The organism is Mycobacteriales bacterium (assembly GCA_036497565.1).
Taxonomy (GTDB): domain Bacteria; phylum Actinomycetota; class Actinomycetes; order Mycobacteriales; family QHCD01; genus DASXJE01.
Map to the genome: position 1 here is coordinate 1 of DASXJE010000216.1, position 18,681 is coordinate 18,681.

Sequence of the window (18,681 nt, forward strand, 5' to 3'; positions counted from 1 at the left end):
CCTTACAAGCGGGCGGTCGCAGGTTCGATCCCTGCCGCGCCCACCATCGCTGATCCCCCAAACAGGGAGAACCAGGGCGGATGCGGAAGATCACCATCACGGCCGTCGAGGTGCTGGCCGTCCAGGGCCCGGTCCCCGACGGCACGCCGGGCTTCCGGCAGGGCCAGGCCAAGCTCATCCACGCCTACGCCGAGCACCGGCCGGGCAGCGATCGGGTCCGATCGCAGCCCGGGCCGGAGTCCGGACCGCGGCAGCGCGAGGCGCTGTACCTGCGGGTCGGCACCGACAGCGACGTCGAGGGCTTCTACGGTCCGATCGACCGGGAGGCGGCCTGGCCCATCGTCGACATGCTGGCCGGCTTCCTGGTCGGGCAGGACGCGCTGGCCGGGACCATCGTGTGGGACAAGCTCTACCGGTTGGATCGTCATGCCCGCCACGGCCACCTGAAGATGGCCGTCAGCGCGGTGGACAACTGCCTGTGGGACCTGCGCGGCAAGGCCTTCGACGCCCCGGTCCACCAACTGCTCGGCGGGCCGTCCCGGGAGCGGATCCCGGCGTACGCCTCCACCCTGGGCACCTCGCACGACCCGGCCGACGTGCAGTCGGTCGCGGAGGGGCTGGTCAAGGAGGGCTACGCCGCGCAGAAGTGGTTCCTCGCCCACGGACCGGGGGAGGGCGCGGACGGGCTCGCCCGCAACGTCGAGCTGGCCGGGCGGGTCCGGGCGGCGGTCGGGTCGGGCACCCGGCTGATGTTCGACGCCTTCATGGGCTGGGATCTCGCGCATGCCCGGGACTGGGCGCGGCAGGTGGAGGGCCTCGACCCGTCCTGGCTGGAGGAGCCGTTCTCACCGACCCAGTACCCGGCGTTCGTCGAGTTGCACCGCGCGACCCGGGTCCCGCTCGCGGCCGGCGAACATCTCTACGACCGCGCCGACGTCCTGCCCTATCTGCGGGACGGGACGCTGACCGCGCTGCAGTGCGATCCGGAATGGTGCGGGGGAGTGACCGAGCTGGTGCGCATCACGGCGCTCGCCGAGAGCTTCGGGGTCCCGGTCATACCGCACGGCCACGGGGTGCATGCCGCCCTGCACGTGGTGGCGAGCCAGTCCCCGGCGACCTGCCCGATGGTGGAGTACCTGTTCCTCGCCATGCCCGGGCGCTACCAGTTCGAGAAGAACCCGCCGGCGCCCGAGGGCGGGTCGGTCGCAGTGCCCACCGCGCCGGGGTTCGGCATCGAGCTCGACCCGGCCCGGGTCGCGTCGACGTACCTCTGGACCGGGGCCGCCCAGCAGGCCTGAGGGTCAGCCGGTCGGAGCCGGCGCGGAGTGCTGGATCGGCGGCGGAATGGCCGGGGTGGCGCTGTTGAGGATCGCGGTGGTGAGCGCCTCCGCCGGCCCGCTCGGCGCGCGCGGGTTGCGCAGCAGCGACAGGTCGACGTTGCCGAGTTGCGGAAGCTTGTGCTGGCTGGAGAGCTGGACGAGGTCCGGCGGGATCAGGCTCTGCGCCAGCACCGCGACGCCGAGCCCGGCCCGGGTCGCGGCGAGGATGCCGTTGATCTCCTTGGTGTTGCAGGTGATCCGCCAGGTACGCCCGGCCCGCTCGAGGGCGCTGAGAGCGACCTCGCGCGAGAGGCTCGGTGCCTGGTAGGCCACCAGCGGCACCGGCTTGCCCTGCTCGAACGACGTGCGCTCCAGGCCGACCCAGACCAGCCGATCCCGCCGGACGAGCTGGCCGCGGTTGTCGCCGGGTTCGTTCTTGACGAAGACGAGGTCGAGGTGCCCGGAATTCAGCCGGCGCCGCAGGGCGCCGCTCTGGGTCACGGTGAGCTCGAGATCGATCCGTGGATGCAACTGCCGGAACTCCCGGAGGATCCGCGGCAGCTGGGTCAGGGCCAGGTCGTCCGAAGCGCCGAAACGCAGCCGACCGCGGAGCGCCGGGCCGGCGAAATACCCGGTCGCCTGCTCCTGGGCCGCCAGGATGGTCCGGGCGAAGCCGGCCATGGCCTCGCCGTCCTCGGTGAGCAGCACCGTCCGCGTGTCGCGGGCGAACAGCCGACGCCCGACCGACTCCTCGAGCCGGCGGACGTGCTGGCTCACGGTGGGCTGGCTGAGCTCGAGCCGTTGCCCGGCCTGGGTGAAGCTCAGCGACTGCGCGACGGCCAGGAAGGTCCTGAGCAGCACGGGATCCAGCATGCGGTCCGCTCTCCTATTGGGTGACGCAATGAGATTAATAGCCTATATGAGCTTTCGCAATGGCCGGGGTATGGGGAAAACTGGCGATCGCGCCAGAAGCACGACGACCAGCTAGCGGGGGACGAAAACCTTGCTCACCTCGGGAGAGAAAACCCGACAGTCCACATTCGCCTCACTGCAGATCCCGAACTTCCGGCTCTTCGCGGCATCCCAGGTGCTCTCCAACACCGGAGCATGGATGCAACGCGTCGCCCAGGACTGGGTGGTGCTGGAACTCACCAACAGCCCGACCGCGGTCGGCATCACGACCGCGATGCAATTCCTGCCGATGCTCGTCTTCGGGCTGTTCGGCGGACTGATCGCCGACCGCTACCCGAAGCGGCGCCTGCTGCTCATAACGCAATCGTGTGCCGGCCTGCTCGCCGCGACACTTGCCGTGCTGATCCTGAGCGGGACGGTGGCGGTGTGGGAGATCTATCTGGTCGCGTTCATGCTCGGCCTCGTTACCGTGGTCGACAATCCGACGCGTCAACTGTTCGTCAACGAGATGGTCGGACCGCGCTATCTCCGTAACGCGATCAGCCTGAATTCATCGGTGTTCCAGCTCGGCGGGCTGATCGGGCCGGCCGTCAGCGGCCTGCTGATCAACGCGGTCGGCGCCGGGTGGTCGTTCGCGATCAACGCCGTCTCCTATCTCGCGGTGCTGACCGCGCTCACGCTGATCGACACCGACACGCTGACCCCGATCGTCCCCACGCCGCGGGCTCCCGGTCAGCTGCGGGAAGGGTTGGCCTACGTCGCCAGCCGGCCCCAGCTGATCTGGCCGATCGTCCTGGTCGCCTGCGTCGGCTCGATCGGCCTCAACATGCCGATCGTGCTCTCCACCTATGCCAAGAACGTCTTCCACACCGGCCCCGGCGGCTACGGCCTGCTCAACTCGATGCTCGCGCTCGGGTCGATGGCGGGCGCCCTCTATTCCGCCCGGCGGACCACCAACCGGTTACGGTCGCTCGTGGCGGCGGCCGGTGTGTTCGGAACGTTGGAGGCGGTCACCGCGCTGGCCCCCAATCCGGAGACCTACGCACTGCTGCTGGTGGCGGTCGGGGCGGCTGCGCTGACCTTCCTCACCGCCGCGAACAGCGGTGTGCAGATGGCCACCGAAGACACCATCCGCGGCCGGGTCATGAGCCTCTACATGCTGGTGCTGATCGGCGGCACCCCACTGGGAGCACCGATCATCGGGCTGGTGACCGAGCACATCGGTCCCCGCTACGGGATGCTCACCTGTGGAACCTTCCCCGCTCTGGCGGCGGTGGCCGTCGGCCTCTGGCTCAAGCACAGCGCCCGGCTGAAGTTCCGGGTCGCCTGGCACCCGGTGCACGCCCGGAAGCTGATCACCGTGGGGCCGCGGCTCCCGTGATCGGGGTCGGAGAGCGCAACGCCCGCTGGTGCCCGGGTGGCGTTGTTAGTACGGTCGTTCGAAGAATGAGTTGACGTCGGCAATCTGTAGAGGAGCACAGGCGTGACGGCTGCACCGGAGATCCGAGTGCGCGTTTGGTCCGAGCACACCGCGAGGCGTGCGTATTACCCCGACGACATCAACGGCGCCGTTGCCGAGGGACTTCGCCTCGACGACGGCCTGGCCGTGACGACGGCGGAGCTGGTCGACGAGGGCGACGGCGTACCCGAGACCGAGCTCGCCAGCACCGACGTCCTCGTGTGGTGGGGCCACCAGCTGCACCGCTACGTCGCCGACGACGCGGTCGACCGGGTGGTGCGTCACGTCCGGGAGCGGGGGATGGGCTTCGTCGCCCTGCACTCGTCGCACATGTCCAAGCCGTTCACCCGGCTGATCGGCGACGACGGCGGTCTCGGCGGGGTCGAGGTCGACGCGGGTGCCGAGCGGATCACCGTCGAGCAGCGCGACCACCCGGTCGCCGAGGGCGTGGACAAGATCGAGCTCGCCAAGGAGGAGAGCTACAACGAGCCGTTCAACTGCGGAAAGCCCGACGCGGTCGTCTTCCGGTCCGTCTTCGACAACGGACACGAATTCCGGTCGGGGCTGGCCTACACGGTCGACAACGGCCGGGTGTTCTATTTCCGGCCGGGCCATGAGACCTACCCGGCCTTCGCCGACCCGATGGTGCGGCGGGTGATCCGCAACGCGGTCTACTGGACCGCCAAGCGCACCTGATCCGGCACGATCTCTCTTTCACGCAAGCCGATCCCCTTTCTTTGGAGCTTTGATGACGGTCAACGTCGGACTAATCGGTGCCGGCGGCATCGCGAACGCGCACATGAACGGCTACCTGGCGATTCCGGAGGCCGCCCGGGTCACCGCGGTCGCCGACGTCGTCGCGGAGAACGCGCAGAAGCGGGCCGAGCAGGCCGGCGGGGCGAAGGTCTTCAGCGACTACCGCGAGATGCTGGCCAGCGCCGACATCGACGCCGTCGACATCTGCCTGCCGCACCACCTGCACGCCGACGCGATCGTCGCCGCGGCGGCCGCCGGCAAGCACATCCTCTGTGAGAAGCCGCTGTGCCTCACGATCGAAGAGGCCGACCGCGTGCAGACCGCGATCAAGGACAGCGGCGTCACGCTCATGTGCTCGCACAACCAGCTCTTCATGCCGCCGGTGGCCCGGGCCCGTGCACTGCTCGACGAGGGCGTCATCGGAGACACCTACGAGCTGCGTACGACGGACAGCTTCTTCAGCCACCTCGACCCGGAGAACATGGGCTGGCGCGCGCACCGCGAGACCAGCGGCGGTGGCGAGCTGATCGATACCGGCTACCACCCGACCTACCTGCTGCTGCACCTCGCGGGCAGTACGCCGGTCGAGGTCTTCAGCATGCTCAGCACGCACCGGCTGACCCACTCCGAGGGCGAGGACTCGGCGCAGGTGCTGGTCCGCTTCGCCGACGGCAAGGTCGGCACCATCATCACCAGCTGGGCCTACGAGCCGGCCGCCTGCACCGAGCGCTTCTCGATCGTCGGCGAGCAGGGCAGCCTGTGGAGCGACGGCAGTGCGCTGCACGTCAAGAAGCGCGGTGAGGACGACACGGCGACCGAGCTGCCCCAGGTGCAGACGATCCCGGCTGCCGTGGCGGCCTTCGTCGACTGCGTACGCGAGGGCACCCGGCCGATCAACACCGAGGCCGAGGGGATCGACGTACTCAAGGTCATCCTGGCCGCCTACAAGTCGGCCGAGGAGCGTCGGGTCGTCGCGCTCTCGGAGCTCTAGCGGCTGGTGAGCGGCGGCCCGCTCGAGCGGTTGCGGACCCTGTGTCTGGGGCTGCCCGAGGTCACCGAACGCCTCAGCCACGGCGAGCCGACGTGGTTCGTCCGGGGCAAGAAGACGTTCGTGATGTTCGCCGATCACCATCACGACGACCGACTCGCCTTCTGGTGCGCCGCGCCGCCCGGTGCGCAGGAGGCGGTGGTCGGCTCCGAGCCGGACCGCTACTTCCGGCCGCCGTACGTCGGCCCGCGCGGCTGGCTCGGTGTCTGGCTGGACGTGCCGGTGGACTGGGGTGAGATCGCCGACCTCGTCGACGACGCCTATCGCGCGGTCGCGCCGAAGCGGCTCATCGCGGATCTGGACGCTCGGTCGCCCGGCTCCGGATGAGCTGCAGGCCGTCGCGGGTCGCGTCGTCGGCCGGGGTGTAGACGACGATCCGGCACTCCGGCATGTCGGCGACCGCCAGGCTGGTGGACTGCAGACGTAGCAGCCCGCCGACCGGGTGCTTGAACACCTTGGTGCGGGCGCCCGGGCGGGCGACGTCGTGGCGGGCCCACATCTGGGCGAACTCGGCGCTGCGCGCGCTGAGCCGCCGGATGAAGTCCGTCCACGCCGGCTCGCCGAGGTGCTGGGCGAACGACGCCCGCAGGGTCGCGACCACCCGCGGCATCTCCTCGTCGAAATTGACGAACCGCTCCCGGGCGTCCGGCTCGACGAACGAGCACCACAGCACGTTGCGCCGCTCGCACGGCATCGCGTGCCAGCGCCAGAAGAGGTGTTCGTGCGCGGAGTTGGCGGCGAGGACGTCGAAGCGGGCGTTCTGCAGGGATGCCGCCAGCGGCTCGAGCGTGCCGAGGATCTCGCGCACCGCCGGGGAGACCGACTCCATCGCGAGCTCGGCCGGGGCGGTCGGGATGTCGGCGAGCCGGTAGAGGTGCTCGCGCTCGGCGCCGTCGAGGCGCAGCGTGCCGGCCACGGCGTCGAGCACCTGCACGCTCACGTGGATCGGCCGACCCTGCTCGAGCCAGGTGTACCAGGTGATCCCGACCCCGGCGAGCTGCGCGACCTCCTCCCGGCGTAGCCCGGGCGTCCGCCGGCGCAGCCCGGGCGGCAGCCCGACGTCGGCCGGGGTGATCCGCGACCGGCGGGCCCGGAGGAATGCCGCCAGCTCGGTCCGCCGCTCGTTGCGTGTCCGCGTCGCCTCGATGGTCACGTCACCATCATGACCGGCCGGCGTTCCTGGTACCAGGTACTGGCAGTACCAGTGTCAGCGGGCTCTCACCGTGCGCGCCCGGCCGGACGCACCGTCGATGCATGACCGCGACCACGATCCGTCCAGGCTCTCCCGCGCCCGATCTCCCCACCGCCTCGGGCCCGCCTCCCGACGCGGGGATCGATCGGCGCCGCTGGGCGATGCTCGGCGTCCTGGTCGCCGGGGTCTTCATGGTCCTGCTCGACGCGACGATCGTGAACGTCGCGCTCCCGACGCTGCGGTCCGACCTGCACGCCTCCGGGTCCGCGCTCGAGCTGGTCGTCTCCGGTTACGCCATCACCTATGCGATGCTGCTGATCACCGGAGCCCGGCTCGGGGCCATCTTCGGTAGCCGCCGGCTGTTCCTGATCGGTCTGAGCCTGTTCACGGTCTCGTCCCTGGCCTGCGGGCTCGCGCCGGGCACGGCGGCCCTCATCGTGGCCCGGTTCGCGCAGGGGGCCGGCGCGGCGGCGCTGGTGCCGCAGATCCTGAGTGTCATCCAGCGGGAGTTCAGCGGATCGGCCCGCACCCGAGCGCTGGGCGTGTACTCGGCGGTCGTCGCCGTCGGTGCGGTGTCCGGACAGGTGCTCGGCGGCGTCCTGATCAGCGCGAACCTCTTCGGCGAGGGATGGCGACCGGTCTTCCTGGTGAACATCCCGGTCGGCATCGTGATCGCCGTCCTCACCGTGCGGCTCGTCCCGGCCGAGCGCACCGCGGTCGGGCGCCGGCTCGACGTACCCGGCCTGCTCACCGGGTCTGCGGCGGTGCTGCTCGTCGTGCTGCCGTTGGTCCTCGGGCGGGAGGAGGGCTGGCCATGGTGGACCTGGGCCAGTCTCGCCGCCGGCGCGTTGATGGCGGTCTGGTTCGTCCACGTCGAGCGGGCGGCCACCGCGAGAGGTGACGATCCGCTGGTCGACCTGCGGGTGGTGCGGACCCCAGGCATGGCCGCCGGCCTCGCCACCCTGGCGGTCGCGATGATCGGTTACGGCGGCTTCCTGTTCAGCTTCGCGCTGCACCTGCAGGGCGGTCTCGGGGAGAGCGCGCTGCGGGCCGGCCTCACCTTTGCACCGGCGGCGGCCGCATTCGGCGCGGCGGGCTACTGGTGGCGGCGGCTCCCGGGCCGCATCCACCACGGCATCACGCCGGCCGGCTTCGCCCTCGCCGCGGTCGGCTACCTCCTGCTCGCCGCCGACCTGCACGGCGGGAGTCGAGGCGGGATCTGGCTGGAACTCGTGCTGGTCGCTCTCGGCGGCGGGCTCGGTTTCGGCTTCGGGCCGCTGCTCTCCCAAGCCCTGGTGCACGTGCCGGCGGCGAAGGCCGCTGACGCCAGCGGATTGCTGACCACGACGATCCAGCTCGCCCAGGTCGTCGGAGTGGCGGTGTTCGGGAGCCTGTTCCTCAGCCTGGCCACTCACCACGTCGGGCACGCCTCCGCGATCGCCGTGTCGACCGTCGACGCGAGCCTCACCGGTCTGACCGTCGCGGGACTCGGCGGCGCGCTGCTGCTCGCCCGCACGGTGCGGCGGGCCGCAGTGGCGCAGCCCACGTCGGCGGGGAACGAGTAAGGGTCGCCGTCAGGGCTGGAGCGGGTAGACGTCGATCCCGGCAGCTACGGCGATCTCCCGGAAGGCGGCGGCCAGGCTCGCCGGCGTGGCGTGCGCGTTCAGGCCGCTCGGGTTGGGGACGACCCACAACTGCGCCGCGCCGAGGTCGTCGGGCTGACGTCCGACGACGGCGCGGGGCCGGGCGAACGCGATGCGGTAGGCGCTGATCCCGAGGACCGCGACCACGGCCGGATCGATCCGCGCGACCCGGCGGCGCAGGCCACGCGCACCGGCGACGAGCGCGGCCGGCTCGACCTCGTCGGCGCGGGCCGTCGCCTGCGGCGCGAGGTTGGTGATGCCGACACCGCGATCCTGCAGATGGGCGAGGTCCGCCGCGGCGTATCCGGCCGAGGCGTCGATGCGTCGGTCGGTGATTCCGGCGCGATGCAGCGCCGGGTAGAACCGGTTCCCGCGGCGGGCGAAGTGACTTTGGGCCGCCGCGGTCCACAACCCGGGGTTGATGCCGACGAACAGCAGCCGCACGTCGGGACCCACCAGGTCCGGCAGCGTCCGGCCGCGGAAGGACTCGAGCTCCGCCCGCGTGAATCCCACCACCGCACCTTACGGTCCCCTGTGCCCTTGCTCCGCGCAGCGAAGCAATGGGATAGTGACGCGCGTCCGCTGTGCCTTTGCTCCGCGGAGCGATGCAAGGGCACAGGGATGTGAGCAGCCGGGGACTGTCGGACGGAGCTCGGCGCCGCGGGCACTAGCCTGTCCGGATGCCGCTCCTCGCCGACGTCGTCGCCGCCCTCGAGGCGCTCTACGACCCGCGGCTGGCCGAGCCCTGGGACGCGGTCGGCCTGGTCTGCGGCGATCCGGCGCAGGAGGTACGCCGGATCCACTTCGCGGTCGATCCGGTCGCCGCGACGGTGCGCGAGACCATCGACGCCGGTGCTGACCTGCTCGTCACCCACCACCCGCTGCTGCTCCGACCGGTGCACGGTGTGCCGGCGACGTCGTACAAGGGCCGGCTGGTGCACGACCTGATCCGGTCCGACACGGCGCTGTTCGTCGCGCACACCAACGCCGATGTCGCCCGGCCGGGGGTCTCCGATGCGCTCGGGACCACCATCGGGTTGGGCGAGTTGCGCCCGCTGGAGCCGAGCCCGGCGCCGCCGCAGGACAAGGTCGTCACGTTCGTTGCGGAGGACGATGTCGCGCGGGTCGTCGACGCGATGGCCGATGCCGGGGCCGGGGTCATCGGCGACTACACCCGGTGCGCCTGGTTCGCCGGCGGCACCGGGACGTTCCGCGCCGGACCGGACACCCGCCCGAGCGTCGGCACCCCCGGCCAGGTGACGGCGGTGGCCGAGGTGCGGGTGGAGATGGTGGCGCCCAGGGGGCGGCGGGCGGCGGTACTCGCCGCGCTCCGGTCGGCGCACCCCTACGAGGAGCCGGCGATCGACGTAGTCGAACTGGCCGGTCAGCCGGGTGATCAGGGGCTCGGCCGGATCGGGGTGCTGCCCCAACCGCTCCGGTTCGTCGAGTTCGTGCAGCAGGTGGCCGCCCGCTTGCCGGACGGTCCGGCCGGGGTCCGCGGCGGCGGCGACCCGGACCGTTTGGTGCGAACCGTGGCGGTCTGCGGTGGTGCGGGCGACTCGCTGCTCGACCAGGTCACCCGGGCGGGTGTCGATGCCTTCGTGACCGCCGACCTGCGCCACCATCCGGCGGCCGAGCATCTCGAGGCGGGCGGCCCGGCGCTGGTCGACGCCGGCCACTGGGCCAGCGAGTGGCCCTGGCTGGGCGACGCCGCCGCCCGTCTGTCGGCCGCGCTCGGCGAGGCTACGGTGGAGACAGCCGTGTCCGCCCGCGTCACCGACCCCTGGACGGTCTGGAGCGCGCCCGGCAGTCCCGACCGGTCGTCAGAAGGAGTGCAGTGAACGCCGACCCCGCAGCCCAGCTCCGTCTGCTCGACCTGCAGGCGGTCGACACCGTGCTGGCCCAGCTGGTGCACCGCCGCGGCCGGCTTCCGGAGCTGGCCGACATCGCCCGCGCCGACGAGCGCCTCGCCGAACTGCAGGCCGACACCGTCCGGGCCGAGACCGAGGTGAGCGACCTCGACCGCGAGCAGAAGCGGGTCGACCGCGACGTCGAACAGGTGCGCACACGCGCCCAGCGCGACCGGGGCCGGATGGACTCCGGCTCGGTCGGCTCGGCCAAGGAGCTGGAGAGCCTGCAGCACGAGGTGGCCACCCTCGCCCGGCGCCAGTCGACGTTGGAGGACCAGGAGCTCGAGGTGATGGAACGCCGGGAGGAGTCCGAATCCCGACTGGCGGAGGTACGCGCCGAGGCGGAGCGGGTCGGCGCCGAGCGCGCCGAGGCGGTCGGCCGGCGCGACACGGCGTACGAGCAGATCGACGCGGAGACCGCGAGGCACGACGCAGAGCGCACGTCGCTCGTCGTCGACATCCCGGAAGCACTGCTCACCCTCTACGAGAAGGTGCGGGCGCAGGCCGGCGGCACCGGCGCGGCGGCACTACGGGCGCGGCGCTGCGAGGGCTGCCGGCTGGAGCTGGCCGGCACCGAACTGACCGCCGCCCGCAACGCGGCGCCTGATCTCGTCCTGCGCTGCGAGGAGTGCCGGCGCATCCTGGTGCGCACGCCGGACTCCGGCCTGTGAGCGGGACGCCGGATCGCGTCATCGTCGAGGCCGACGGCGGATCGCGCGGAAATCCCGGGCCCGCCGGTTACGGCGCGGTGGTCCGCGACCCGGCCACCGGCGAGACGCTCGCCGAGCGCGCCGAGGCGATCGGTCGGGCGACCAACAACGTGGCCGAATACCGCGGGCTGATCGCGGGCCTGGAGGCCGCCGCCGAGATGTCACCGTCGGCGGTCGACGTACGGCTGGACTCCAAGCTGATCGTTGAACAGATGTCGGGTCGCTGGAAGGTCAAGCACGCCGACCTGCAGCCCCTGGCGCGCCGGGCGGCCGAGCTGGTGCGCTCGCTGCCCAAGGTCACCTTCACCTGGGTACCGCGCGAACGCAACACGCACGCCGACCGGCTGGCCAACGAGGCGATGGATGCTGCCGCGTCGGGCCGGGCCCGGCCACAGTCCACAGTGGACAGTGAGTCGGCCGATCCGGCTCCGCGGGTCGGCTGGGGAGCGCCGACCGGCCCGCCGACGACGATGCTGCTGCTGCGGCACGGCGAGACCGAGCATTCGGTCGACATGCGGTTCTCGGGACGCAACGACCTCCCGCTCACGGCGGTCGGCAGGGAACAGGCCGAGGCGTCGGCCCGGCGGCTGTCGTCGTACGACGGGATCGACGCGGTCGTCTGCTCGCCCTTGCGGCGGGCGCAGGAGACCGCCGTCGTGGTCGCGAAGGAGCTGGGCGCCGACCCGGTCGAGGAGCCCGGTCTCGCCGAACTCGACTTCGGCGACTGGGAGGGGCTGACCTTCGCCGAGGTGCGCGAGCGGTGGCCCCGGCAACTCGACGCGTGGCTCGCATCCCCGGACGTCGCACCGCCCGGCGGTGAGAGCATCACCGACGTGACCAACCGGGTACGCCGGGCCCGCAACCGGATGCTCACCGCGCATCCCGGCGGCACGATTCTCGTCGTCTCCCACGTCACCCCGATCAAGATCCTGCTGCGGATCGGTCTCGACGCGCCCACGGCGACGTTGTTCCGGCTGCACCTCGACATCGCGAGCTTGTCCACAGTGGACTGGTACGCCGACGGGCCGGCCTCCGTGCGGTTGGTCAACGACACGAGCCATCTGAGCTGACCGTGGACGCCGGGCTCAAGGTCGGAAACCTCACGGTGCCGGAGGACGAACTCGTCGAGCGGTTCAGCCGTTCGTCGGGGCCGGGTGGTCAGTCGGTCAACACCAGTGACACCAGGGTCGAGCTGCGCTGGGACATCGCCGCGACGACCGCGCTGTCCGAGCCCCGCCGGTCCCGGCTGCTGACCCGCCTCGCCGGCCGGGTGGTCGACGGCGTCCTCGTCGTCGTGGCGAGCGAATACCGGTCGCAGTGGCGCAACCGGCAGGCGGCCCGGGCCCGGATGGCCGCTCTGATCGCGGACGGGCTGCGCCCTCCGCCGGCGCCCCGCCGGGCGACCCGGCCGAGCCGATCGGCCCGCGAGGCCCGGCTGGCCGGAAAGCGTCATCGGGGCCAGGTCAAACGTGGCCGTGGACGTCCCGATCCGAACGACTGACCGGGACCGCCGACGGGACCGGCGGTGAGCGGTCCAGCCGGGCGACGAGATCGTGAACCTGCACGAGTTCGTCTTCCAGCGAGACCAGCCACGCGCGGATGGTGAAGACGTCGACGACGTCGGTGAGCGCGGCCGGATCGGTACTGCCACGGAAGTTCGCGAGGCAGCCGAGCCCCTCCCGGCCGAGGCTGGGCGGCGCCCCGGTCGGCGGCGGAGCGGTCCGGTGCCGGAGCGCGTCGGCGGTCGCGTCGTACCGGGGTCCGAGGCGGCGCGCATGCTCGGCCAGCGCGGCCACGAAGACCGGGCACAGTCCGGGCCGCAACACGTGCGCGGCGACGGCGGTGAGCGCGTCGCTGGAATACCAGAGCCGATGGCCCCAGCCGACCAGGTCGTCCACCCATTCGGTACGCCGATGGCTCCGCGGATGTTCGGTGAGGTACTGCGCGAAGGTGTCCTGGACCCGCCGGGCGGCCTCGCGAACGGCGCGCTCGTCGGGCCGCTGCACCACCCCGAGCTGATGTCGCGCCGTCTCGGCCGCGAAGGTGCCGCCGGAGGTGATCAGGTCTGCGACGTCGCGCCGTAGCACGGTCGCGGCGCCGCGCGGCCAGGCGATGACCCCGATGAGGACGCCGACCAACGCTCCGGCCACCACGTCCTGCAGCCGGATCAACCCGATGTCCCATCCCACCGGGGTGAGCTGGGCGAAGAGCACGGCGATCACGACGGTGAACGACGCCTGCGTGCCCAGCAGGCCGTAGCCCGCGGCGATGAACCCGACGAAGATGACGACCGGCATCACGAGCGCGTACCAGTCCGCATGCGGCCCGACAGTGAGGATGAGCGCCCCGGCGAGTGCCGCGCCGATGGCGGTCCCGCCGACCGCCTCCAGCAATGAGTTGCCGATCGCACGGACCGTCGTCCGCATGGTCGACAGCGTCGCGAAGACCACCCAGAACCCGTGCTGCAGATCGGCCAGCCGGGTCACCAGCACCGCCCCGGCGAGGGCGATCCCGAGCCGGAGGCCGTTCTGGAACAGGACCGAGTCGGGTCGCAGGTTGGTCAGCAGGCGATGTCGCCAGGCCACCAGCGGCCCGATCGCCCCGGAGGCGACCTGGCTGAGCGGCCCGCCGACGGCGCTGCCGGCGTGCGCACCGATCACGAGGGTGGTGGCGGCGTCGGCGATGGCGGTGGTCGCGGTGGCCTGGTAGCGCAGCAGGTAGGCGCGTCGGGACTCGGGTTCGAACTGCTCGACCCGGCCCGCGGCGACGAGTGCGGCCAACCGGCGATGCCGGTCGGCGTCGTAGTCCGTCACCGCGGTGGTGAGCCGGGCCACGTCCGGTGGGGTGGCACCGGTGTCCACGGCCGCGGCCGAGTCGGCCAGTGCCCCTGCCAGCGCGTGCAGCAGCGCCTGCTCCCCGTGGTCGGTCGGCGGCGACGGCGCCAGCGCGGGAAGCACCATCCCGACGCGCTGCGTGCCGTAGTTCAGCGCCGCCAGCGCGAGGTCTTCGGTGAACGGCCCGACCGGCCGCTCGACGGCCGCCGCGAGGTCGGCCCGGGCATCGCGGACGGAGACCGTCGCGGACCGGCGTACCGCGTCCCGCCCGGTCGGCTCGTCGGCGCCGGCGATCGAGTCGGCGCACGCCGCCACTGACCGCAGGGCGGCGGCGACCCGGTGCCGGTAATCCTGCCGCAACCGGTCGGGGAAGACGACGACGGCGGCGATCGTCGACAGCGCGCCGCCGAGGACCAGACCGGCGAGCCGATCCGGGATCTGGGCCGCCGTACCCGGGATTCCGGACGAGACGATCATCAGCAGGATGACCGCCATCGAGCCGGCGATCGCGTATCCCCCGAAGACCGCGCCCATCGACACGACGAACCCCACGACGAACACCACCAGCGCGCTGGCCCACGTCACGCGCGACACCTCGGTGCCGACGACGACGATGACGACGCCCAGCACCAGCGTCACGAGGTAGGCGCGGACCCGGCGCGGCAGCGGGCCGCCGTAGTCGGCCAGTCCGCTCAGCGCGATCGCGGAGAGCCCCGCGAACGGGGCCATGACGGCGTTACCGATCGCGTAGCGGGAGATCAGGACGGCGATCGACGTGGCGAGCGCGACCCGCAGCGCCTTGTGCACCGTGGCGGGCGGCGGAGGGCTCACGAAGCGAAGGGTCCCATCCGGTGCCGGTCCGGATGGTCGATACGCGGTGACCGGCCGGTCAGTGGTGGGGCGGCGGCGGGATCGAGTCGATCCCGGGCGCGGTGTCCGGCCAGACCAGGAGCACCGGACATGGTGCGTGGTCGACGGCGAACCGGGTCGGCGGTCCGAGGCTCTTCGGCCCGAGCCGCCGACGATCGCCGTCGCGGGCGATCACGAGAAGATCGGCGCCGTCGGCGGCCGCCACGACCTCACGTTCGATCCGGCCGTGCCGATGCTCCCGGCTCACCTCGCGACCGACGCGGTCGGCCGCGGCGTCCAGCAGCGCGATCTCCGCCTCCTCGTCCATCCGGGCGACGGCGTCGGCCGGATCGGGGTCGGCGTGCCCGCGGCCGAGCAGTCCGGTGAACGCGCCGCGGGCGGTTTCCTCGACGGCGCCGGACGTCACGTGCAGCAGGACGATCTCTGCGTCCTCGGGCGCGTATTCGACGGCGGCGTCGACACAGGCTTCCCACGTCCCTTCGACCACCCACACCACGACGCGCATCGCGCTCACGCTCCGATCGTCGACAGCGCGGCCCACAGTGCCAGAACGGCGCCGACGAGAGCGAGTGGAACGGTGGCGAGTCCGAGCCGGACGAATTCGCCGAGGGCAGGCTCGGCGTTGCGACTTCGCAGGGTGCGTCGCCACAGCAGGGTCGCCAGCGAGCCGACGTAGGTGAGGTTCGGTCCGACGTTCACCCCGATCAGCGCCGCGAGGACGAGGCCCGGTCCGCCCAGACCGGCGCCGAGGATGACCAGGACTGCGGGCAGGTTGTTCACCAGATTGGCCAGCACGGCGGCGATCACGGCGGTGAGCAGCAGGGCGGGAAGCGCCGACGTGTCGGGCAGGATGCGCCGGATGAACGCGCCGAGGCCGTGGTCCTCGACCGCCCGCACCACGACACCGAGTGCCAGCACGAAGATGCAGAACAGCGGGTTGGTCTCCTTCAGCAGCCGCGCCGGGGACGTCTGATGGCGCGCCAGTCGGCGTACGGCGAGGACGCCGGCCCCCGCGGTGGCCGCCCACACCGGCGCGACGTGCACCAGGGAGGTCAGGCCGAACGCCAGTAGCGTCAGGCCGACCACGACCAGCGCGAACACCGGGGTCTCGACTCGCTCGGCCGTGCGCCGGCCGGGCGGCGTACGCAGGTCGGTGGCGAAGAACCGCCGGAACACGCCGTATTCGATCGCGATGACCACGAGCCACGGCAGCAGCATCAGCAGACCGAAGCGGGTGAAGGACAGGCCTGAGGCGCCGAAGGCCAGCAGGTTGGTGAGGTTGGAGACCGGCAACAGCAGGGACGCGGAGTTGGCCAGGTGGGTGCAGGCGTAGACGTGCGGCTTGGGACGCAGCCGCAGCGTCGCGGCGGTGGCGAAGACGACCGGGGTCAGCAGCACCACGGTCGCGTCGAGCGAGAGCAGCGCCGTGATCACCGAGGCGACCGCGAACACCAGGCCCAGCAGGGTGATCGGGCGGCCGCGGCAGCGCCGGGCCATCAGGGCACCGGCCGCGGCGAAGACCCCCTCCTCGTCGCACAGGTGGGCGAGCAGCAGGATCGCGGCGAGGAAGCCGACCGTCGGGCCGAGCCGGCTCACCTCGGCGGCCGCGTCGGGCAGGCTCACCACACCGAGCAGGATGAGCAGGATCGCGGCCGGGACCGCCGCCGTCGCCTCGGGCAACCGGCGCGGCGTGACAACGGCGAAGCCGATCACGACGAGCAGCACCACGATGCCGATCGCCTCGGCGGCGGACTGCGACACGTCAGCGGCGGACGTAGAGGAAGATCGAGACCGCGACTCCGAACGTGACGACGCACCAACGCAGGACCTGGTCGTTGAGCCGGCGCGCGATCTTCGCCCCGAGGAAGCCGCCGACCAGCGCGGCCGGCGCGACGACCGCGACGGCGGCCCAGTGCACCGGTCCGAAGACCCCGAACGCCAGCACTGTGACGCTACTGACCACCAGCGACAGCGCGCTCTTCGCCGCATTGATCCGGCGCAACGTGTCGTGCACGGTCAGCGCCAGTACGCCGAGCAGGATGACGCCGAGCGCCCCGCCGAAGTAGCCGCCGTAGATCGAGGCGACGAAGACGGCCGGGTAGAGCGCCCGGGCGTTGTCGGGATCGCCCGGCTGGGGCGGCCCGACGAGCTTCGCCACCTGCGGCTGGACGGCGAGCAGCAGGCTCGCCAACAACACGAGGAACGGGACGACGATCGTGAACGCGCCGGCGGGTGCGGCGAGCAGGGCCAGGCAGCCGACCGCCGAGCCGGCCGCCGCCACGACCGACAGCCGGGCCAGCCGCTCGCGCTGTCCGGCCAGTTCGGGCCGGAAGCCGAGCACGCTGCCGAGGTAGCCGGGCCAGCCCGCCACCGAGTTGGTGACGTTGGCGGCGAGGGTGCCGTAGCCGGTGGCGATCAGGGCCGGGAAGACGATCAGCGAACCGCCGCCGGCGATCGAGTTGACCGCTCCTCCGACGAGTCCCGCTCCGGCGAGAAGGGCTGCGTCGGCGAGGTGCACGCGCCGAAGGGTATGTCGTCGGCTATGTCCGGCTGACGCCCACCTCGTCGTAGGATCGCGGGTACGGCGGACGAGCCGGCCGGGCGACCGCGTGCGGGGGAGACTCCGCCCGAGGAAAGTCCGGGCTCCACACGGCAGGGTGGTTGCTAACGGCAACCCGGGGTGACCCGCGGGATAGTGCCACAGAAAACAGACCGCCCGGTCGCGCAAGCGGTCGGGTAAGGGTGAAACGGTGGTGTAAGAGACCACCAGCGTCCCGGGTGACCGGGGCGGCTCGGTAAACCCCACCCGGAGCAAGGTCGAAAGGGTCGGTCGCCTCGGCGACCGGCCTGCGCAGGCGTTCGAGGGTTGCCCGCCCGAGCCTGCGGGTGGACCGCTAGAGCGTGCCGGCGACGGTACGCCGAGAGGGATGGTCGCCCGCCGGGGCAGTGCCGCAAGGCGCCCCGGCGACAGGACCCGGCTTACAGGCCGACTCGTCCGTCGTACCCGGTCGCTTACCCGAAACGGGTGAGGCGCCCGTCGGTCGCGGCAGCGATCATGGCATCGCGCGCGTTGGCGCGCGGCCGCAACGGGTGAGCAGGGGGAGACGATCGGGATGACCGGGACACGTGAGAGTGCCGAGACCCGACAGAGCGGATTGTCGGTCTTCGCCGAACGGATTTCGCACCTGTGGTGGGGCCCACTGCTGGGAGGCCTGGTCTCGATCGGGCTCGGGCTTGCCATCCTCAGCAACAGCTGGACCTTCAAGGTCCTGGTGGTGGTGACCGGCATCCTGTTCATCGCCCGTGGGCTGGTCCTCGCCCTCAGCCCGTCCTACGCATCCGGTGCATTCGGGGCCCAAGTGGCCGCGGGCGTGCTCGGCGTCATCGCCGGCATCGTGTTGATCGTCTGGCCCGGGCCGACCCTGCTCGCCCTGGCCTTCTTCGTCGGCGTATGGCTCGTCCTCAGCGGCGGCTTCCACATCGTCACCGCGATCACCAACCGCAGGCAGTTGTCCTACTGGGGCCTGATGGTGGTCATGGGGGTGCTCGAACTCCTCCTGGGCATCTGGGCGATGCGCCGACCCGAGCTGACGCTGGCGTTGATCATCGTCATTCTCGGCCTGTGGGCGGTCATCACCGGCGTGATGCTCTGCGTGGTGGCCTTCGAGGTCCGCAATGTCGGGAAGCGGCTCGCGGCACTCGCGAACTCCGCCGGGGGCGATCCGGCCCAGGTCACGCACGAACTCGACCGGCTCGCCCAGCTGCAGCTCGTCGGGCAGCTGAGCCCCGAGGAGTATGCGCACCTGAAGGCCGCTCTGCTGGCCACGGCGCCCGCCGCACCGCCGATGCCGGCAGCCGCGCCGCCTCCCCGCCAGCCGTCGGCGAACTAACCGGCTCCGCTCCGTCCCGACTCTGGATGGGACTGGCACTTCGTCGCAGCTCAGCGACACGCGGGACCTAGAGCCGGCTTGCAGGCCGGCTCTAGGTGCGTCCCTCGTGCCCGCATCTCGCGTCACTCCGATCGGGTG

18 protein-coding genes and 1 other RNA gene are annotated in these 18,681 nt (G+C 71.9%); 12 read left to right on the forward strand and 7 right to left on the reverse strand.

Features of this window, described 5'->3' with window-relative positions; genetic code table 11:
* Positions 1–80 precede the first annotated feature (80 nt).
* Positions 81–1,298 carry an enolase C-terminal domain-like protein gene (locus VGH85_17450; GenBank protein HEY2175597.1) on the forward strand — a complete coding sequence of 406 codons (1,218 nt, stop codon included), beginning with the start codon at positions 81–83 and terminating at the stop codon, positions 1,296–1,298.
* Between the two features lie 3 nt (positions 1,299–1,301).
* On the opposite strand, the gene VGH85_17455 is transcribed toward VGH85_17450, so the two are convergent.
* On the reverse strand, positions 1,302–2,192 hold the full coding sequence (locus VGH85_17455) for a LysR substrate-binding domain-containing protein (GenBank protein ID HEY2175598.1): 891 nt from the start codon (positions 2,190–2,192) through the stop codon (positions 1,302–1,304).
* 130 nt (positions 2,193–2,322) lie between these two features.
* Between VGH85_17455 and VGH85_17460 the strand changes: the two genes are divergently transcribed.
* From VGH85_17460 to VGH85_17475, 4 genes are all read left to right on the forward strand, one after another.
* Positions 2,323–3,612, forward strand: a complete 1,290-nt coding sequence (locus tag VGH85_17460) for an MFS transporter (GenBank protein ID HEY2175599.1) — start codon at positions 2,323–2,325, stop codon at positions 3,610–3,612.
* 102 nt (positions 3,613–3,714) lie between these two features.
* Positions 3,715–4,386: a ThuA domain-containing protein gene (locus VGH85_17465; GenBank protein HEY2175600.1), complete on the forward strand. Its 672-nt coding sequence runs from the start codon at positions 3,715–3,717 to the stop codon at positions 4,384–4,386.
* Positions 4,387–4,438: 52 nt separating this feature from the next.
* Positions 4,439–5,437, forward strand: a complete 999-nt coding sequence (locus VGH85_17470) for a Gfo/Idh/MocA family oxidoreductase (protein HEY2175601.1) — start codon at positions 4,439–4,441, stop codon at positions 5,435–5,437.
* A gap of 6 nt (positions 5,438–5,443) precedes the next feature.
* Entirely contained in the window at positions 5,444–5,821 is a 378-nt protein-coding gene (locus VGH85_17475) for an MmcQ/YjbR family DNA-binding protein (protein HEY2175602.1), read from the forward strand.
* Here VGH85_17475 and VGH85_17480 read toward each other — a convergent pair.
* Positions 5,781–6,647 carry a helix-turn-helix transcriptional regulator gene (locus VGH85_17480; protein HEY2175603.1) on the reverse strand — a complete coding sequence of 289 codons (867 nt, stop codon included), beginning with the start codon at positions 6,645–6,647 and terminating at the stop codon, positions 5,781–5,783. The genes VGH85_17475 and VGH85_17480 overlap by 41 nt on opposite strands.
* A gap of 101 nt (positions 6,648–6,748) precedes the next feature.
* Here VGH85_17480 and VGH85_17485 point away from each other — a divergent pair, with 101 nt between their 5' ends.
* Complete coding sequence (locus VGH85_17485) at positions 6,749–8,251, forward strand: MFS transporter (GenBank protein ID HEY2175604.1); 1,503 nt, start codon at positions 6,749–6,751, stop codon at positions 8,249–8,251.
* Between the two features lie 9 nt (positions 8,252–8,260).
* On the opposite strand, the gene VGH85_17490 is transcribed toward VGH85_17485, so the two are convergent.
* A complete protein-coding gene (locus VGH85_17490; GenBank protein HEY2175605.1) occupies positions 8,261–8,842 on the reverse strand; it encodes a mismatch-specific DNA-glycosylase in 582 nt (193 codons plus the stop codon).
* Positions 8,843–9,009: 167 nt separating this feature from the next.
* On the opposite strand from VGH85_17490, the gene VGH85_17495 reads away from it, so the two are divergent.
* Genes VGH85_17495 through arfB form a run of 4 tightly spaced genes read left to right on the forward strand, consistent with a single transcriptional unit; the run spans position 9,010 to position 12,450 of the window.
* A complete protein-coding gene (locus tag VGH85_17495; GenBank protein HEY2175606.1) occupies positions 9,010–10,170 on the forward strand; it encodes a Nif3-like dinuclear metal center hexameric protein in 1,161 nt (386 codons plus the stop codon).
* Positions 10,167–10,910 (forward strand): C4-type zinc ribbon domain-containing protein, encoded by a 744-nt coding sequence (locus VGH85_17500; protein ID HEY2175607.1) that lies wholly within the window; start codon positions 10,167–10,169, stop codon positions 10,908–10,910. Before VGH85_17495 ends, VGH85_17500 begins: the two co-directional genes overlap by 4 nt.
* Positions 10,907–12,019, forward strand: a complete 1,113-nt coding sequence (locus tag VGH85_17505; protein HEY2175608.1) for a bifunctional RNase H/acid phosphatase — start codon at positions 10,907–10,909, stop codon at positions 12,017–12,019. Before VGH85_17500 ends, VGH85_17505 begins: the two co-directional genes overlap by 4 nt.
* A gap of 2 nt (positions 12,020–12,021) precedes the next feature.
* Positions 12,022–12,450, forward strand: a complete 429-nt coding sequence (arfB, locus tag VGH85_17510; GenBank protein HEY2175609.1) for an alternative ribosome rescue aminoacyl-tRNA hydrolase ArfB — start codon at positions 12,022–12,024, stop codon at positions 12,448–12,450.
* On the opposite strand, the gene VGH85_17515 is transcribed toward arfB, so the two are convergent.
* From VGH85_17515 to VGH85_17530, 4 genes are read right to left on the reverse strand one after another with little or no spacing between them, the layout of a single operon-like run.
* The gene (locus VGH85_17515; protein ID HEY2175610.1) at positions 12,413–14,614 is read right to left on the reverse strand and encodes an FUSC family protein; all 2,202 of its coding nucleotides are present in this window, start codon (positions 14,612–14,614) and stop codon (positions 12,413–12,415) included. The genes arfB and VGH85_17515 overlap by 38 nt on opposite strands.
* 58 nt (positions 14,615–14,672) lie before the next feature.
* A complete protein-coding gene (locus tag VGH85_17520) occupies positions 14,673–15,158 on the reverse strand; it encodes a universal stress protein (GenBank protein HEY2175611.1) in 486 nt (161 codons plus the stop codon).
* Positions 15,159–15,163: 5 nt separating this feature from the next.
* A complete protein-coding gene (locus VGH85_17525) occupies positions 15,164–16,414 on the reverse strand; it encodes an SLC13 family permease (GenBank protein HEY2175612.1) in 1,251 nt (416 codons plus the stop codon).
* Position 16,415: 1 nt separating this feature from the next.
* Entirely contained in the window at positions 16,416–17,171 is a 756-nt protein-coding gene (locus VGH85_17530; GenBank protein ID HEY2175613.1) for a sulfite exporter TauE/SafE family protein, read from the reverse strand.
* Between the two features lie 71 nt (positions 17,172–17,242).
* On the opposite strand from VGH85_17530, the gene rnpB reads away from it, so the two are divergent.
* An RNA gene (gene rnpB, locus VGH85_17535) (RNase P RNA component class A) lies at positions 17,243–17,651 on the forward strand.
* 115 nt (positions 17,652–17,766) lie between these two features.
* Positions 17,767–18,543 (forward strand): DUF308 domain-containing protein, encoded by a 777-nt coding sequence (locus VGH85_17540; GenBank protein HEY2175614.1) that lies wholly within the window; start codon positions 17,767–17,769, stop codon positions 18,541–18,543.
* Positions 18,544–18,681 lie beyond the last annotated feature (138 nt).

Excerpts from the sequence above, each read along its gene's own strand:
- VGH85_17455 (HEY2175598.1), bottom strand. The coding sequence starts at position 2,192 with ATGCTGGATCCCGTGCTGCTCAGGACCTTCCTGGCCGTCGCGCAGTCG.
- VGH85_17520 (HEY2175611.1), bottom strand. The coding sequence starts at position 15,158 with ATGCGCGTCGTGGTGTGGGTGGTCGAAGGGACGTGGGAAGCCTGTGTC.
- VGH85_17485 (HEY2175604.1), top strand. The coding sequence starts at position 6,749 with ATGACCGCGACCACGATCCGTCCAGGCTCTCCCGCGCCCGATCTCCCC.
- VGH85_17450 (HEY2175597.1), top strand. The coding sequence starts at position 81 with ATGCGGAAGATCACCATCACGGCCGTCGAGGTGCTGGCCGTCCAGGGC.
- VGH85_17495 (HEY2175606.1), top strand. The coding sequence starts at position 9,010 with ATGCCGCTCCTCGCCGACGTCGTCGCCGCCCTCGAGGCGCTCTACGAC.
- VGH85_17470 (HEY2175601.1), top strand. The coding sequence starts at position 4,439 with ATGACGGTCAACGTCGGACTAATCGGTGCCGGCGGCATCGCGAACGCG.
- VGH85_17540 (HEY2175614.1), top strand. The coding sequence starts at position 17,767 with ATGACCGGGACACGTGAGAGTGCCGAGACCCGACAGAGCGGATTGTCG.